The following is a 15,970-nucleotide window of genomic DNA, read 5'->3' as shown; positions in this document are numbered from 1 at the left end:
CTCCCGCTCACCCGAGCAGGAGGGGCCGGCCCGTCTCTCCATGCGATGCCTTCCCCATCACACGTGATGCCCTCCCGATCACGCGAGATGCCCTTCCAGTCACGCAAGTCCGCCCGGTCGGCACCACGGGACACGCCATCCGACCCTCCAGGTACGCCAGCCGACTCTCCAGGTACGCCAGCCGACTCTCCGGGTACGCCAGCCGACCCTCCCGGCACGGCCGCTCCACCCTCAGCCGATGTGCTTGAGCGCCTCCCGCCTCGACAGCCCGGACAACCCCGGGTGTTCCTCCACGAAGCACCGCACCCACTCCGGCGCCGTCTTCTCGTAGTCCCGCAGCGCCCAGCCGATCCCCTTCCGCAAGAAGAACTCCGGCTCGCCGATCGACGGCTCGATGGCCCGGGTGAGCAGGTCCGTGTCGGTGTCTCCCTTCGCCCCCACCTGGCAGATGATCGCCGTCCGGCGGCGCCAGTGGTCGGCGTCGTCGGCCCAGGCCAGCAGCTCCGGCGTCATCCGGGCCCGGTGCTCGCGGAGGATCGGTCCGATCCGGCGGATGGCGATCTCGTCCACGAAGTCCCACCAGGCGCCGTCGACGATCATTTCCTCGTACACCGGGACCAGCTCCGGGTCCTGCCACCGCCGGTAGGCCGGGTACCCGGAAAGATCGATGGCCGCGTAGCGCTCTTCGCGGAATTCCGCGGCTCGCCACAACTCCAGGACAGTCGCCGAAAAGGTCACCCGATCGGTCAATGTGTGTTCGGCCAGCACCCGCTTGAGGAGCGTGCTGCGCTCGGGTTTCGCCACCCCGCGGAAGGGCATGGCCGACTTCATGTACGCCTGCATCGCCGGTGCCTTCGCCGGGTCGGCCAGCTCCGCCAGCCCGGCGCGAACCGCCCTGACCAGCCTTTCGTCCGCGCTCATCGGTCCTCCTGTCGGGCTCGGGCGCCCCGGAGCGTACTGCCGGCCACCGACAGTTCCGGCGCCGTGCACGCGCCGCAGGTCCCGACGAAAGGCGGATGGCGCAAGCCGCGTCGGTCAGCGAGATTGACCCTGGTTGCCGGTAGTTTTTTCGAAATCTGCCGAACGCTGTCGAAAGCGGATGAAAAGGACGACTGTGAAAAAATTCGTTGCCGCCGTCGCCGCCGCGGGGCTCGCGGCCGGGCTGATGGCCGCCGCGCCCGCCGCCTCGGCGGAACCCGGGGCCCAGTTCGCCCCCGCGCCGATCGCCTGGGGGCCCTGCACGTCGGCGAGCCTCAAGGCCAACGGTGCCGAGTGCGGCTTCCTCGACGTGCCGATGGACTACGCGAAGCCGGGCGGGGCGAAGGTCTCCCTCGCCGTCTCGCGGATCAAGCACAAGACCGCGCAGTCCCAGGGCATCATGCTGGTGAACCCGGGCGGGCCGGGCGGTTCCGGCCTCGGCCTGTCGGTGCTCGGCAAGTACGTGCCGAACGGCGCCGGGGACAGCTACGACTGGATCGGCTTCGACCCGCGTGGCGTCGGTTCCAGCAAGCCCGCGCTCACCTGCGACGGGAACTACTTCAGCTACAACCGGCCGGCGTACGTGCCGACCACCGTGCAGCTGGAGAAGACCTGGCTCGCCCGCTCGAAGGGGTACGCCGACGCGTGCCGCAAGAACGGCGAGATCCTGAACCACCTCAAGACGACCGACGTCGCGCAGGACATGGACAGCCTGCGCAAGTCCCTCGGTGAGAAGCAGATCAACTACTACGGCTTCTCCTACGGCACCTACCTCGGCCAGGTGTACAGCACGCTGTACCCGAAGAACGTCCGCCGGATGGTGCTGGACGGCAACGTCGACCCGCGGAAGGTCTGGTACCAGGCCAACCTCGACCAGGACGTCGCGTTCGACAAGAACATCAAGATCTACTTCGACTGGCTCGCGAAGTACGACAGCGTCTACCACCTCGGCTCGACCGGCGACGCCGTCGAGAAGCTGTGGTACGCCACCCAGCGCAAGCTGGCCAAGGACCCGGCGGGCGGGGTCATCGGCGGTGACGAGTGGACCGACATCTTCCTGCAGGCCGGCTACTACGTCTTCGGCTGGACCGACATGGCCGAGGCCTTCGACGGCTACGTGCACAAGGGTGACTGGCAGACGCTGAAGAAGCTCTACGACGCTTCGAACCCGCCGGGCAACGACAACGGCTTCGCCGTGTACCTGGGCGTGCAGTGCACCGACGTCCAGTGGCCGACCGACTGGAACCGGTGGCGGGTCGACAACTGGCTGACCTACTTCAAGGCCCCGTTCGAGACCTGGGGCAACGCCTGGTTCAACGCGCCCTGCGCGTTCTGGCCGGCGAAGGCGGGCAAGCCGGTGAACGTCGACGGCCGCAAGGTGGCCGGTGCCCTGCTCATCAGCGAAGAGCTCGACGCCGCCACGCCGTACCCCGGCAGCCTCGAGGTGCGGAAGCGGTTCCCGAACTCGAGCCTGATCAGCGCGCCGGGCGGCACCACGCACGCCGGTTCGCTGTCCGGGGTGGCCTGCGTCGACGACAAGGTCGCCGACTACCTGGCCACCGGCGCGCTGCCGAAGCGCCAGCCCGGCAACCACTCGGACGTCCAGTGCGACCCGGTGCCGCAGCCGGTGCCCGACGGCGCCGCGGCGCAGAAGTCGGACAACTCCGCGAAGGCCGCCCAGGAGAAGCAGAACACGCTGGCCCAGCTGCTGCACTTCTGAGCGAACCCGCTCCACCCCGCTGCCCCGGCCCGGTGCTTCCGGACCGGGGCAGCGTCTTGTCCGCCGGTGTCCCATCGTCGCCTCCTCGTGACGGTTCGTGGTCGCCGCAGACGTTAGGGGAGGGGTCCGACAATTTCGGAGCGGAGTGGGCCGTGAGCAGCGCGTGGCCGAAAATTGTCGGGGGTGCGCGCTAGCTTCGTGGCATGTCGATCATCGAAGAGCGCCGGACCGAGGTCCGGGCAGCCGACAACACCTATCAGATCGTGGTCTCGACCAGGACGGACGTCGACCGCGCCGAACCCACACCCCGGGTGATGATCACCCTGGAAGCCGGCGGCCCCGGCGGCGAACCGGTCGCCGAGGGCAGCCTCGACCTCGACGTCGCGGTGGCGGACACGGTGGCGGAGCTCGTCGCGGACGGGTTGCTGTCCGCGACCGGAGCCGGCCGCGGGCCGCGGCGAAGATCCGCGGGCCGTCCTGCCCAGCAGGGCCGCCCGTGGAGCGAGGAGATGGACGCGGAGCTGGAGACCCGGTGGATCGCGGGGGAGAGCGTCGCGCAGATCGCGGCGTACTTCGAGCGCACCCCCGGCGGCATCCGCGCCCGTCTGCCCCGCGTGGGCTGCGACCCGGAGAACCCGGGCTGCTACCTCCCGGTGCCGCCGAGCAGGCGCACGGACCTGGACGGAGGCGAGCCGGGCTGAGCGGCGGCGGTGGGCCGGTCCGCAGGGGGACCGGCCCACCGCAGTATCGCCCGGACCTCGGAGGCGACCGTAAGTAGCAGCCTCCGAGTACCGGGAGCTCTGACCACCACTCGCCGAAGCACCCTCAGGGAGGAGAGCAGTGCAGCACCACAGGTCAGTCCGGCACGGCGGCGGCCGCGCGGGCGGCGAGCGCCTTCAGGTGCGCGATCAGCTCCGGCGGTTCCTCGACGACGAACGCGCAGCCCAACCCCAGCAGCCGGAAAGCGAGCCAGTCCAGCGTGTCCGCGTGGCTGCGCCACCGGCACCGGCCGTCGCCGAGGTCGGTCAGCTCGCCTGCCGCTTGGCCGAGCCGGGGCGCCAACCGGGCCGCCGGTTCCGCCAGTACGGCCACGGCCCGGTAAGACGCCGCCAGGTCGTAGAACCGGTCGAGGACGTAGGCCGCGAGGTCCGTGGCGGGTGGCTCGCGCCGCGCCACCCGGCCGCCGGTCGCCTGCGCCTCGCGGACGCGGTCGGCGCGGAACACGCGCCAGTCCGCCCGGTCGAGGTCGTAGGCGACCAGGTACCAGCGGCGGCCGGCGGCGACCAGCCGGAGCGGCTCGGCCCGGCGCCGGGTCTCGGCGCCGTCGTGGGCGCGGTAGCGGAACCGGACGGTCTCGTGGTTGGTGATCGCCCCGGCGAACACCGTCAGCTGCGCCGGGTCCACGACGGGCCCGGTGGCCGGCACGGCGACCGTCGCCGTGCCGATCGTGCCCACCCGGCGGCGCAGCCGCGCCGGCAGCACCTGCTCCAGCTTGGCGAGCGCCCGCACGGACGCTTCCTCGATCCCGTCGATCGTCTGGCCGGCCGCGGTCCGCAGCCCGACCGCGATCGCGACGGCTTCCTCGTCGTCGAGCACGAGCGGCGGCATCGCGGTGCCGGCCACCAGCCGGTAGCCGCCCGCCACACCGCGGCTGGCCTCGACCGGATAGCCCAGGTCGCGCAGCCGCTCGATGTCGCGGCGGATCGTGCGCGGGGTGACGCCCAGCCGCTCGGCCAGCTCGCTGCCCGGCCACTCGCGGGGCGTCTGGAGCAGCGAGAGCAGGCCGAGCAACCGGGCCGGGGTGTCCGTCATGCGCCCAGCATCCCAAGGTGGCGGCCACCACTCCGGGTTTGTTTAGACTTGCAAGGGCGTGCATAATCATGCGTATGACGGTGAACATCGCGGTGGCCGGAGCCAGCGGGTACGCAGGCGGCGAGCTCTTGCGCCTGCTCCTGACCCATCCCGAGGTCGAGATCGGCACGCTGACGGCCGCCAGCAGCGCGGGCACGAAGCTCGGCGTCCACCAGCCCCACCTCGTCCCGCTCGCCGACCGCGTCCTGGCCGAGACGACGCCGGAGACCCTCGCCGGCCACGACGTCGTCTTCCTCGCGCTGCCGCACGGGCACTCCGCGGCGCTCGCGGCGCAGCTCGGCCCGGACGTCCTGGTGGTCGACCTCGGCGCCGACCACCGCCTGGCCGACGCGGGCGACTGGCAGCGCTGGTACGGCGGCGACCACGCCGGCCAGTGGCCGTACGGCCTGCCCGAGCTGCCGGGCGCCCGCGAAAAGCTCGCCGGCACCAAGCGCATCGCCGTGCCCGGCTGCTTCCCGACCGGCGGCTCGCTCGCACTGGCGCCCGCGTTCGCCGCCGGGCTGATCGAGCCCGACGTCACGATCGTCGCGGTCACCGGGACCTCCGGCGCCGGCAAGAGCCTCAAGCCGAACCTGCTCGGCTCCGAGGTGATGGGCTCGGCGAGCGCGTACGGCGTCGGCGGCGCCCACCGCCACACCCCCGAGTTCGCGCAGAACCTCTCGGCCGTCGCCGGGGAGAAGGTCACCGTGTCTTTCACGCCGGTGCTGGCGCCGATGCCCCGCGGCATCCTCACCACGGCGAGCGCCCCGCTGAAGGGCGGCGTCGACGAGGCCGCCGCCCGCGCCGCCTACGAGAAGGCCTACGACGCCGAGCCGTTCGTCCAGCTGCTGCCCGCGGGTGCCTGGCCGACGACGTCGGCGACGCTCGGCTCGAACAACACCCAGCTGCAGGTCACGGTCGACGCCGACGCGAAGCGCCTGGTCGTCGTCGCCGCGATCGACAACCTCACCAAGGGCACCGCCGGCGGTGCCGTCCAGTCGATGAACCTGGCCCTCGGCCTCCCGGAAACCACCGGGCTTTCCACCGTAGGAGTGGCACCGTGACCGTCACCGGCCCCCAGGGCTTCCGCGCCGCCGGCGTCGCCGCCGGGATCAAGGCCTCCGGCGCGCTCGACCTGACGCTGGTCGTCAACGACGGCCCGCTCGACGTCGCCGCGGGCGTGTTCACCCGCAACGTCATCAAGGCCGCGCCGGTGCTGTGGTCGCAGGAAGTGCTCAAACAGCAGCGCCTGAAGGCCGTCGTCCTCAACTCGGGCGGCGCCAACGCGGCCACCGGGCCGGGCGGCTTCCAGGACACCCACGCCACCGCCGAGAAGGTCGCCGAAGTCCTGCAGGCGGGTGCGATCGAGGTCGCCGTCTGCTCCACCGGCCTGATCGGCGAGCGGCTCCCGATGGACGCGCTCCTCTCCGGGGTGGACACCGCGTTCAAGGCCCTCGACGCGAGCCCGGAAGCGGGCCTCAACGCGGCCAAGGGCGTGATGACCACCGACTCGAAGCCGAAGCAAGCGTTTGCGAAGCACGACGACGGCTGGAGCGTGGGCGGCTTCGCCAAGGGCGCGGGCATGCTCGCACCGAACCTCGCCACCATGCTCTCGGTGCTGACCACCGACGCCGTGGTGGACAAGGAAACCCTCGACCGGGCCCTGCGCGCGGCGACCCACGTCACCTTCGACCGGCTCGACGTCGACGGCGGCACGTCCACCAACGACACCGTCCTGGTCCTGGCGTCCGGCGCGAGCGGGGCCGAGCCGACCGAAGCGGAGCTCACCGAGCTGCTCACCGCGGTCAGCCATGACCTGGTCCTCCAGCTGCGCGCGGACTCCGAGGGCGCGACCAAGGACGTCGACGTCACCGTGCGGGGTGCGGCCACCGAGGCCGACGCGATCGCTGTCGCCCGCACGATCGCCGAGGACAACCTGGTCAAGACGGCGCTCTTCGGCTCCGACCCGAACTGGGGCCGGATCGCGATGGCGCTCGGCCGGGTGCCGGCCCGGATCGACCCGGAGGCCGTGTCGATCGCGATCAACGGCGTCACCCTGTTCGCCCAAGGTGTCCCCGCCGCGGACCGGTCGGAAGCGGACCTCACCGGCCGGGCCATCGAAATCGTCGTCGACCTCGGCGTCGGCACGAGCACGGCGACCATCTACACCACCGACCTTTCGCACGGTTACGTCGAAGAGAACAGCGCGTACTCCTCATGAACCAGGAGGCTCTGATTTCCGCGGACGAACGACTCGCGACGGCGGCCGAAAAGGCCGGGGTGCTGATCGAGGCGCTGCCTTGGCTGCAGCGGTTCCACGGGGCCACCGTGGTGGTGAAGTACGGCGGCAACGCGATGATCGACGACCAGCTGAAGGCGGCCTTCGCCGAGGACATGGTGTTCCTCCGGCTGGCCGGCCTGCGCCCGGTCGTCGTGCACGGCGGCGGCCCGCAGATCACCGCGATGCTCAAGCGCCTCGGCGTCGAAGGCGAGTTCAAGGGCGGCCTGCGCGTCACCACCCCGGAGACGATGGACATCGTCCGGATGGTGCTCACCGGGCAGGTCAGCCGCGAGCTGGTCGGGCTGATCAACGCCCACGGGCCGTACGCGGTCGGCATCTCCGGCGAGGACGCCCGGCTGTTCACCGCCGAGCGCAAACAGGCCACTGTGGACGGTGAACAGGTCGACATCGGGCTCGTCGGCGAGGTCGCCGAGGTCAACCCGGACGCGGTGCTCGACATCGTCAACGCGGGCCGCATCCCGGTCGTGTCCACGGTCGCCCCGGACATCGACGGCGTCGTGCACAACGTCAACGCCGACACGGCCGCGGGTGCGCTGGCGGCCGCGCTGGGCGCCGAAAAGCTCGTCGTGCTCACCGACGTCGAAGGGCTGTACGCGAACTGGCCCGACCGGTCGTCGCTGATCGACCGCGTCCGCGTCGACCGCCTGGAAACCATGCTGCCCGGCCTGGCCAGCGGCATGATCCCGAAGATGGAGGCGTGCGTGTGCGCCATCCGCGGCGGCGTGCGCCGGGCGCACGTGATCGACGGCCGCCTTGCCCATTCGGTGCTGCTGGAGGTCTTCACCTCCCGCGGCGTCGGCACCATGGTCTTCCCCGAAACGGAGCTCCCGTGACCGACCTCAAGTCCAATGTGGAGGGCCAGGAACACTGGCAGTCCGCCCTGATGGACAACTACGGCACACCGAAGCTGACGCTGGTGCGCGGCGAGGGCGCGAAGGTGTGGGACGCCGACGGCCGCGAGTACCTCGACCTGGTCGGCGGCATCGCCGTCAACGCGCTCGGCCACGCGCACCCGGCGGTCGTCGAAGCCGTCACCGAGCAGATCAAGCGGCTCGGCCACACGTCGAACCTGTACGTCAACCCGGTGGCCGTCGAGCTCGCCGAGGCGTTGCTCGACGTGGCCGGCCTGACCGGCAACGGCAAGGTGCTGTTCGTCAACTCCGGCGCCGAGGCCAACGAAGCCGCGCTGAAGATCAGCAGGCTGACCGGGCGCACCAAGGTCGTCGCCGCCGAAGGCGCGTTCCACGGCCGGACCATGGGCGCGCTGACCCTCACCGGCCAGCCCGCCAAGCGCGACGCCTTCAAACCGCTGGTGCCCGGTGTGGAGCACGTGCCGTTCGGGGACGTCGAGGCGCTCAAGGCCGCCGTCGACACCGAAACCGCGGCCGTCTTCCTGGAACCGGTGCTCGGCGAGGCCGGCGTCATCCCGGCGCCGGACGGCTACCTGCAGGCCGCCCGCGAGATCACCAAGGCCACCGGCACGCTGCTGGTGCTCGACGAGGTGCAGACCGGTCTCGGCAGGCTCGGCACCTGGTTCGGCTACCAGCAGGCCGGCATCGTCCCGGACGTCATCACCCTGGCCAAGGGCCTCGGCGGCGGGCTGCCGCTGGGCGCGGTGATCGGCGTCGGCGCGGCCGGAGACCTGCTCAAGCCGGGGCAGCACGGCACCACCTTCGGCGGCAACCCGGTCTGCTGCGCGGCCGGCCTGGCCGTGCTCAAGACCATCGCCGCCGACGGCCTCCTCGACCACGTCGCCTCGCTGGGCAAGGACATCACGGCCGGGGTCGAGGCGCTGGGCCATCCACTCGTCGCCGGTGTGCGCGGCGCCGGGCTGCTGCTCGGCATCGCCCTCAACCAGCCGGTCTCGGCGGCGGTGGCCCAGGCCGCGCAGGCCGCCGGCTACCTCGTCAACCCGGTCGCGCCGGACGCCGTCCGGCTCGCGCCCCCGCTCGTCCTCGACGGCGACCAGGCCGAAGGCTTCCTCGCCGCCCTCCCGAACGCGCTCGACTCCACCACGAAGGACTCCGACTGATGCTGCGCCACTTCCTCCGCGACGACGACGTCAGTCCGGCCGAGCAGAAGGCCATCCTCGACCTCGCCGACCAGCTCAAGGCCGACCCGCTGGGAAACAAGACCCTCGCCGGCAAGTCGATCACGGCGATCTTCGAGAAGAACTCGACGCGGACCCGGTTCTCCTTCGAGGTCGGCATCAGCCAGCTCGGCGGCCACCCGGTGATCGTCGACGGCCGTTCGATGCAGCTCGGCCGCGAAGAGACCATCGAGGACACCTCGCGGGTCCTCTCGCGGTACGTCGACGGGATCGTGTGGCGCACCTTCGCGCAGAAGCGCATCGAGGCGATGGCCTCGGCCGCGTCGATCCCGGTGGTCAACGCGCTCACCGACGAGTTCCACCCGTGCCAGGTGCTCACCGACCTGATGACGATCCGCGAGCGCAAGGGCAAGCTCGAGGGGCTCACGCTGGTCTACCTCGGCGACGGCGCCAACAACATGGCGCACTCGCTGCTGCTCGGCGGGGTCACCGCCGGGATGCACGTCCGGGTCGTCTCGCCGGTCGGCTTCCAGCCCGACCAGGGCGTGATGTTGGACGCGAAGAAGCGCGCGGACGAGACCGGCGGCACCGCCACCGTCTTCACCGACCCGTACGCGGCGGTCGACGGCGCGGACGTGCTCGTCACCGACACGTGGACGTCGATGGGGCAGGAGAACGACGGCCTCGACCGGGTGGGCCCGTTCCGCGCCCTGCAGGTCAACACCGAGCTGCTGAAGAAGGCCGCGGATGACGCCATCGTGCTGCACTGCCTGCCGGCCCACCGCGGCTGGGAGATCACCGACGAGGTGATCGACGGGCCGGCCAGTGCGGTCTGGGACGAGGCCGAAAACCGCCTGCACGCCCAGAAGGCGCTGCTCGTCTGGCTGTTCGAGGAGAGCAGGCGATGACCGGGAGCCGGGTGGGCAGGCAGGCGCGGATCACCGAGCTCGTGTCCACGATGACCATCCGCAGCCAGACCGAGCTGGCCAAGCTGCTGGCCGCCGAAGGCATCGAGGTCACCCAGGCGACGCTGTCGCGCGACCTCGACGAGCTGGGCGCGGTCAAGCTGCGCGGGCCGGACTCGGGCGCGCCGGTCTACGTCATCCCGGAGGACGGCAGTCCCGTCCGCGGGGTGCAGGGCGGCACGTCGCGGCTCTCCCGGCTGCTCGCGGAGCTGATGGTTTCGGCGGACTCGTCGGGCAACCTGATGGTGCTGCGGACGCCGCCGGGTGCGGCGCAGTTCCTGGCCAGCGCCATCGACCGGGCCGCGCTCGAAGAGGTCGTCGGCTCGATCGCGGGGGACGACACCGTCGCCGTGATCGCCCGGGAACCGCTGACGGGCAAGGAACTCGCGGAGCGCTTCGCCGCGCTCGCCCAGCGATCGGCGGACGAAGGAACGCCATGATCGGCGACATCTTCCCGGCGGAGGGGGAGTTCCTCGCGCCGGACGAGGTCGTGATCACCTTCGACCACGGGATCCCGGTGGCGATCGACGGCGAGACCGTCTCCGTCGCCGAAGCGCACCGGATGCTGAACGCGCGTGGCGAAGCGCAGAGAATCGGGCGCGGCGAAGCGTGCGCCGCACTCGAACGGCGGACCGCCCGCGGATGTGCCAGTGTCCGCCTGGTCCTGTACGACGGCCGGATCACGGTCGCCTGAACACACGAACACCGAGGAGAAGCGAGAACAGTGAGCGGGAACGAGCAGCCGGTGCAGCTGTGGGGCGGCCGGTTCGCCAGCGGTCCGGCGGAGGCCATGGCCGCGCTGAGCGCGTCGACGCACTTCGACTGGCGCCTGGCGCCCTACGACATCGCCGGGTCCCGCGCGCACGCCCGCGTGCTGCGCAAAGCGGGCCTGCTCACCGAAGACGAGCTGGCCGGCATGCTGGCCGCGCTGGACGCGCTCGCCCAGGACGTCGCGTCGGGCGTGTTCACCCCGACGATCGCCGACGAGGACGTGCACACGGCCCTCGAACGCGGCCTGCTCGAGCGTGCGGGCACCGAGCTCGGCGGCAAGCTGCGCGCCGGCCGCTCGCGCAACGACCAGGTGGCCACGCTGTTCCGGATGTGGCTGCGCGACGCCGCCCGCCGCGTCGTCGCCGGCACCCTGGAGGTCGTCGACGCGCTGGTTTCGCAGGCCAAGCGGCACCCGGACGCAATCCTGCCCGGCCGCACGCACCTGCAGCACGCCCAGCCGGTGCTGCTGGCCCACCACCTGCTGGCCCACGGCCAGGCGCTGCTGCGCGACGTCTCGCGCCTGCAGGACTGGGACGCCCGCACGGCCGAGTCGCCGTACGGCTCGGGCGCGCTCGCCGGCTCGTCGCTGGGGCTCGACCCCGAGGCCGTCGCCGAAGAGCTGGGCTTCGCGACCAGCGTCGAGAACTCCATCGACGGCACGGCTTCGCGCGACTTCGTCGCCGAGTTCGCCTTCGCCGTCGCGATGCTCGCGGTGAACCTGTCGCGGATCGCCGAAGAGGTGATCATCTGGAACACCGCCGAGTTCGGCTACGTGACGCTGGACGACGCCTGGGCCACCGGCAGCTCGATCATGCCGCAGAAGAAGAACCCGGACGTCGCCGAGCTCACCCGCGGCAAAGCGGGCCGGCTGATCGGCAACCTCACCGGCCTGCTGGCCACCCTCAAGGCGCAGCCGCTGGCCTACAACCGCGACCTGCAGGAGGACAAGGAGCCGGTGTTCGACTCGGTCGAGCAGCTCGAGCTCCTGTTCCCGGCGATCGCCGGCATGCTGGCCACGCTCACCTTCCACACCGAGCGGCTCGCCGAGCTGGCCCCGGCCGGCTTCACCTTGGCTACCGATATCGCCGAGTGGCTGGTGCGCCAGGGCGTCCCGTTCCGCGTCGCGCACGAAGCGGCCGGCGAGAGCGTCCGCGTCGCCGAGTCCCGCGGCGTCGGCCTGGACGAGCTGACCGACGAGGAGTTCGAGAAGATCAACCCGGCGCTGACGCCGGCGGTGCGCGAGGTCCTCACCGTCGAAGGCTCGGTGAACTCCCGCGACGCCCGCGGCGGCACCGCCCCGGCCCGCGTGGCCGAGCAACGCGCGCGGCTGGAGGAGCGCGTCACCGCGGCCCGCCAGTGGCTGAACTGAGCCCCTGGCTACGCTCGGCCGGGTCACCGGGACGAGGGGAGCGGCGTTGAGCGACCGGCTGTTCACGCGCGAGGAGCTGGCGCTGGACCCCGTTGACCTGGCCCACCTGCTGCTCGGCTCGGTGCTGGAGGCCGACGGGCCCGACGGCACCGTCGGCGTCCGGCTCGTCGAGGTCGAGGCCTACCGCGGCGAGGACGACCCGGCGTCGCACTGCTACCGCGGCCAGACCCCGCGCAACGCCGTCATGTGGGGCCCGGCCGGCCACCTGTACGTCTACTTCGTCTACGGGATGCACTTCTGCGCGAACATCGTCGGCTCGACCGACGGCGTCGCCGGTGCGGTGCTGCTGCGGGCGGGTGAGGTCGTCACCGGCCTCGACGTCGTCCGCAAGCGGCGGCCGAACGCGCGGGGAACCGGCGAGCTCGCCAAGGGGCCGGCGATCCTCACGTCGGTGCTGCGCATCGACCGCGGCGAGAACGGCGTCGACCTGACCGACCCGGCGTCGCCGGTCCGGCTGTACGTCGGCGAGCGGGTCCCGGCCGAGCGGATCCGCAGTGGCCCGCGCGTCGGCGTCGCGATGGCGATGGACACGCCGTGGCGATTCTGGGACGCCGCGTCGGCGGCCGTGTCCACCTACCGGCGCGGCGGGAAACGACGGGTCCGACCCGCCGGTTAGTCGGTTGACCAGGTGCGGGAGGATCTACAGGCGTGAGCGAACACATCCTCGACGAGCTGTCCTGGCGCGGCCTGATCGCGCAGTCCACCGACATCGACGCCCTCCGGCGCGAGCTCGACCAGGGTCCCGTGACGCTCTATTGCGGCTTCGACCCGACCGCGCCCAGCCTGCACGCCGGCAACCTGGTCCCGCTGCTCATGCTCAAGCGGTTCCAGCGCGCCGGGCACCGGCCGATCGTGCTGGCCGGCGGCGCGACCGGGATGATCGGCGACCCGCGTGACACCGGGGAACGCACGCTGAACACCCTCGACGTGGTCGCCGAGTGGGCCGGGCGCATCCGCGGCCAGCTCGAACGGTTCGTCGACTTCGACGACTCGCCGACCGGCGCGATCGTGGAGAACAACCTCAACTGGACGGGCCAGCAGACCGCGCTGGAGTTCCTGCGCGACGTCGGGAAGCACTTCTCGATCAACGTCATGCTCAACCGGGAGACGGTGAAGCGGCGGCTCGAGGGCGACGGCATGTCGTACACCGAGTTCAGCTACCTGCTCCTGCAGTCGCAGGACTACCTCCAACTGCACCGCCAGTACGGCTGCAAGCTGCAGGTCGGCGGGTCCGACCAATGGGGCAACCTCGTCGGCGGCGTCGACCTGATCCGGCGGACGGACGGCGCGAGCGTGCACGCGCTGACCGCGCCGCTGGTCACCGACGCCGAGGGCCGCAAGTTCGGCAAGTCCACCGGCGGCGGGAACCTCTGGCTCGACCCGGAGATGACCTCGCCGTACGCCTGGTACCAGTACTTCGTCAACGTGGGTGACGCCGACGTCGTCCGCTACCTGCGCATGTTCACCTTCCTCGACCAGGAGGAGATCGCCGCGCTCGCCGAGGACACCGAACAGCGTCCCCACCTGCGGGCCGCGCAGAAGCGGCTGGCGGAGGAGTTCACCACGCTGGTGCACGGCGAGGAGCAGACCCGGCAGGTGATCAACGCCAGCCAGGCGCTCTTCGGCCGCGGCGAGCTCGGTGAGCTGGACGAACGCACCCTCGACGCGGCGATGGCCGAGGTACCGAACGGCAAGGTCGACCCGGCGGGCGAGCCGACGATCGTCGACCTGCTGCTCGCCGGCGGCCTGGTGGACAGCAAGGGCGCCGCGCGCCGCACGCTCAAGGAGGGCGGCGCGTACGTCAACAACGTGAAGATCGCGGACGAGGAGTGGAAGCCGGCCCGGGAGGACGCCCTCCACGGCAAGTGGCTCGTGGTCCGCAGGGGCAAGCGCAACGTCGCCGGCGTCGCGCTCGGCGGCTGACTGGCCTCCAGCGGCCCGGAACAGGCCCCTGACCTGCGGGAACGCGGTTAAGGTACCCCCCTGTTCCGGGCCCTCGGAGGGGGTGTAAAGTTCTCCAAGTCGCCAGGGAAACCGGGTGGCCGCCGGGACACGAACCAAGCTCTCGCGGATCGCGATTGAGTGGGTGTCCCACCAAAAACTGCTAGGAATGACTCGCTTCGAGCGAGCCGCTTGATCGCGGCGAACTCGGGGAGTGTTGCTTGAGAACTCAACAGTGTGCTAGTGAACTAAGCCAGTAGAGCTTATATGAAACCCCCTCGTCGGGGTTTCCTTTGAGAGCAATACATTTGCCTCGATTGAATTCGAAGACATTGTTGGAGAGTTTGATCCTGGCTCAGGACGAACGCTGGCGGCGTGCTTAACACATGCAAGTCGAACGCTGAACCACTTTCGGGTGGGGATGAGTGGCGAACGGGTGAGTAACACGTGGGTAATCTGCCCTGCACTCTGGGATAAGCCTTGGAAACGAGGTCTAATACCGGATATCACTTCCCTGGGCATCCAGGGTTGTTGAAAGTTCTGGCGGTGCAGGATGAACCCGCGGCCTATCAGCTTGTTGGTGGGGTAGTGGCCTACCAAGGCGACGACGGGTAGCCGGCCTGAGAGGGTGACCGGCCACACTGGGACTGAGACACGGCCCAGACTCCTACGGGAGGCAGCAGTGGGGAATATTGCACAATGGGCGCAAGCCTGATGCAGCGACGCCGCGTGAGGGATGACGGCCTTCGGGTTGTAAACCTCTTTCGCCAGGGACGAAGCGCAAGTGACGGTACCTGGATAAGAAGCACCGGCTAACTACGTGCCAGCAGCCGCGGTAATACGTAGGGTGCGAGCGTTGTCCGGATTTATTGGGCGTAAAGAGCTCGTAGGCGGTTTGTCGCGTCGGCCGTGAAATCTCCACGCTTAACGTGGAGCGTGCGGTCGATACGGGCAGACTTGAGTTCGGTAGGGGAGACTGGAATTCCTGGTGTAGCGGTGAAATGCGCAGATATCAGGAGGAACACCGGTGGCGAAGGCGGGTCTCTGGGCCGATACTGACGCTGAGGAGCGAAAGCGTGGGGAGCGAACAGGATTAGATACCCTGGTAGTCCACGCTGTAAACGTTGGGCGCTAGGTGTGGGCGACATCCACGTTGTCCGTGCCGTAGCTAACGCATTAAGCGCCCCGCCTGGGGAGTACGGCCGCAAGGCTAAAACTCAAAGGAATTGACGGGGGCCCGCACAAGCGGCGGAGCATGTGGATTAATTCGATGCAACGCGAAGAACCTTACCTGGGCTTGACATGCGCCAGACATCCCCAGAGATGGGGCTTCCCTTGTGGTTGGTGTACAGGTGGTGCATGGCTGTCGTCAGCTCGTGTCGTGAGATGTTGGGTTAAGTCCCGCAACGAGCGCAACCCTTATCCTACGTTGCCAGCGCGTTATGGCGGGGACTCGTGGGAGACTGCCGGGGTCAACTCGGAGGAAGGTGGGGATGACGTCAAGTCATCATGCCCCTTATGTCCAGGGCTTCACACATGCTACAATGGCTGGTACAGAGGGCTGCGATACCGCGAGGTGGAGCGAATCCCTTAAAGCCGGTCTCAGTTCGGATCGCAGTCTGCAACTCGACTGCGTGAAGTCGGAGTCGCTAGTAATCGCAGATCAGCAACGCTGCGGTGAATACGTTCCCGGGCCTTGTACACACCGCCCGTCACGTCATGAAAGTCGGTAACACCCGAAGCCCATGGCCCAACCCCGTAAGGGGAGGGAGTGGTCGAAGGTGGGACTGGCGATTGGGACGAAGTCGTAACAAGGTAGCCGTACCGGAAGGTGCGGCTGGATCACCTCCTTTCTAAGGAGCACAACACATCCCGGCCTTCGGGTTGGGAGTGGCTGAGGCTTAACACCCGCACGTGGTGTTGTCTCGGTTGCTCAAGGAATTGTGGAACTACTGGTTATGGT

Annotated in this window: 14 protein-coding genes and 1 rRNA gene; 13 read left to right on the top strand and 2 right to left on the bottom strand. The window is 69.9% G+C overall.

What is annotated here, in order from left to right; genetic code table 11:
* Positions 1-231: 231 nt before the first annotated feature.
* Positions 232-921 (bottom strand): DNA alkylation repair protein, encoded by a 690-nt coding sequence (locus tag HUT10_RS12210; RefSeq protein ID WP_176171303.1) that lies wholly within the window; start codon positions 919-921, stop codon positions 232-234.
* Positions 922-1,114: 193 nt separating this feature from the next.
* Between HUT10_RS12210 and HUT10_RS12205 the strand changes: the two genes are divergently transcribed.
* Positions 1,115-2,698 (top strand): alpha/beta hydrolase, encoded by a 1,584-nt coding sequence (locus tag HUT10_RS12205; RefSeq protein WP_176171302.1) that lies wholly within the window; start codon positions 1,115-1,117, stop codon positions 2,696-2,698.
* 203 nt (positions 2,699-2,901) lie between these two features.
* Positions 2,902-3,399 carry a helix-turn-helix domain containing protein gene (locus HUT10_RS12200; RefSeq protein ID WP_176171301.1) on the top strand — a complete coding sequence of 166 codons (498 nt, stop codon included), beginning with the start codon at positions 2,902-2,904 and terminating at the stop codon, positions 3,397-3,399.
* A gap of 154 nt (positions 3,400-3,553) precedes the next feature.
* Here HUT10_RS12200 and HUT10_RS12195 read toward each other — a convergent pair whose 3' ends face one another.
* Positions 3,554-4,510, bottom strand: coding sequence for a YafY family protein (locus tag HUT10_RS12195; protein WP_176171300.1), 957 nt, complete (start codon positions 4,508-4,510; stop codon positions 3,554-3,556).
* A 74-nt stretch (positions 4,511-4,584) separates the two neighbouring features.
* Between HUT10_RS12195 and argC the strand changes: the two genes are divergently transcribed.
* The 11 genes from argC (at position 4,585) to HUT10_RS12140 (ending at position 15,860) form a co-directional block, all read left to right on the top strand.
* Entirely contained in the window at positions 4,585-5,613 is a 1,029-nt protein-coding gene (gene argC / locus HUT10_RS12190; protein ID WP_176171299.1) for an N-acetyl-gamma-glutamyl-phosphate reductase, read from the top strand.
* Complete coding sequence (argJ, locus tag HUT10_RS12185; protein ID WP_176171298.1) at positions 5,610-6,770, top strand: bifunctional glutamate N-acetyltransferase/amino-acid acetyltransferase ArgJ; 1,161 nt, start codon at positions 5,610-5,612, stop codon at positions 6,768-6,770. The genes argC and argJ overlap by 4 nt, the downstream gene beginning before the upstream one ends.
* Entirely contained in the window at positions 6,767-7,684 is a 918-nt protein-coding gene (gene argB, locus HUT10_RS12180) for an acetylglutamate kinase (protein WP_176171297.1), read from the top strand. Before argJ ends, argB begins: the two co-directional genes overlap by 4 nt.
* Positions 7,681-8,883, top strand: coding sequence for an acetylornithine transaminase (locus HUT10_RS12175; RefSeq protein WP_176171296.1), 1,203 nt, complete (start codon positions 7,681-7,683; stop codon positions 8,881-8,883). The genes argB and HUT10_RS12175 overlap by 4 nt, the downstream gene beginning before the upstream one ends.
* Positions 8,883-9,809 (top strand): ornithine carbamoyltransferase, encoded by a 927-nt coding sequence (argF, locus tag HUT10_RS12170; RefSeq protein WP_176171295.1) that lies wholly within the window; start codon positions 8,883-8,885, stop codon positions 9,807-9,809. The genes HUT10_RS12175 and argF overlap by 1 nt, the downstream gene beginning before the upstream one ends.
* Positions 9,806-10,306 (top strand): arginine repressor, encoded by a 501-nt coding sequence (locus HUT10_RS12165; protein WP_176171294.1) that lies wholly within the window; start codon positions 9,806-9,808, stop codon positions 10,304-10,306. The genes argF and HUT10_RS12165 overlap by 4 nt, the downstream gene beginning before the upstream one ends.
* Positions 10,303-10,560, top strand: coding sequence for an argininosuccinate synthase domain-containing protein (locus tag HUT10_RS12160; RefSeq protein WP_254896841.1), 258 nt, complete (start codon positions 10,303-10,305; stop codon positions 10,558-10,560). Before HUT10_RS12165 ends, HUT10_RS12160 begins: the two co-directional genes overlap by 4 nt.
* A gap of 30 nt (positions 10,561-10,590) precedes the next feature.
* Positions 10,591-12,006, top strand: coding sequence for an argininosuccinate lyase (argH, locus tag HUT10_RS12155; RefSeq protein ID WP_176171293.1), 1,416 nt, complete (start codon positions 10,591-10,593; stop codon positions 12,004-12,006).
* A 46-nt stretch (positions 12,007-12,052) separates the two neighbouring features.
* Positions 12,053-12,682, top strand: a complete 630-nt coding sequence (locus HUT10_RS12150; protein WP_176171292.1) for a DNA-3-methyladenine glycosylase — start codon at positions 12,053-12,055, stop codon at positions 12,680-12,682.
* Positions 12,683-12,714: 32 nt separating this feature from the next.
* The gene (gene tyrS, locus HUT10_RS12145) at positions 12,715-13,989 is read left to right on the top strand and encodes a tyrosine--tRNA ligase (protein ID WP_176171291.1); all 1,275 of its coding nucleotides are present in this window, start codon (positions 12,715-12,717) and stop codon (positions 13,987-13,989) included.
* Positions 13,990-14,339: 350 nt separating this feature from the next.
* Positions 14,340-15,860 (top strand): 16S ribosomal RNA (locus HUT10_RS12140).
* Positions 15,861-15,970: the final 110 nt, after the last annotated feature.

Source organism: Amycolatopsis sp. Hca4, from assembly GCF_013364075.1.
Taxonomy (GTDB): domain Bacteria; phylum Actinomycetota; class Actinomycetes; order Mycobacteriales; family Pseudonocardiaceae; genus Amycolatopsis.
This window is presented reverse-complemented; position numbering and strand designations above follow the sequence as displayed.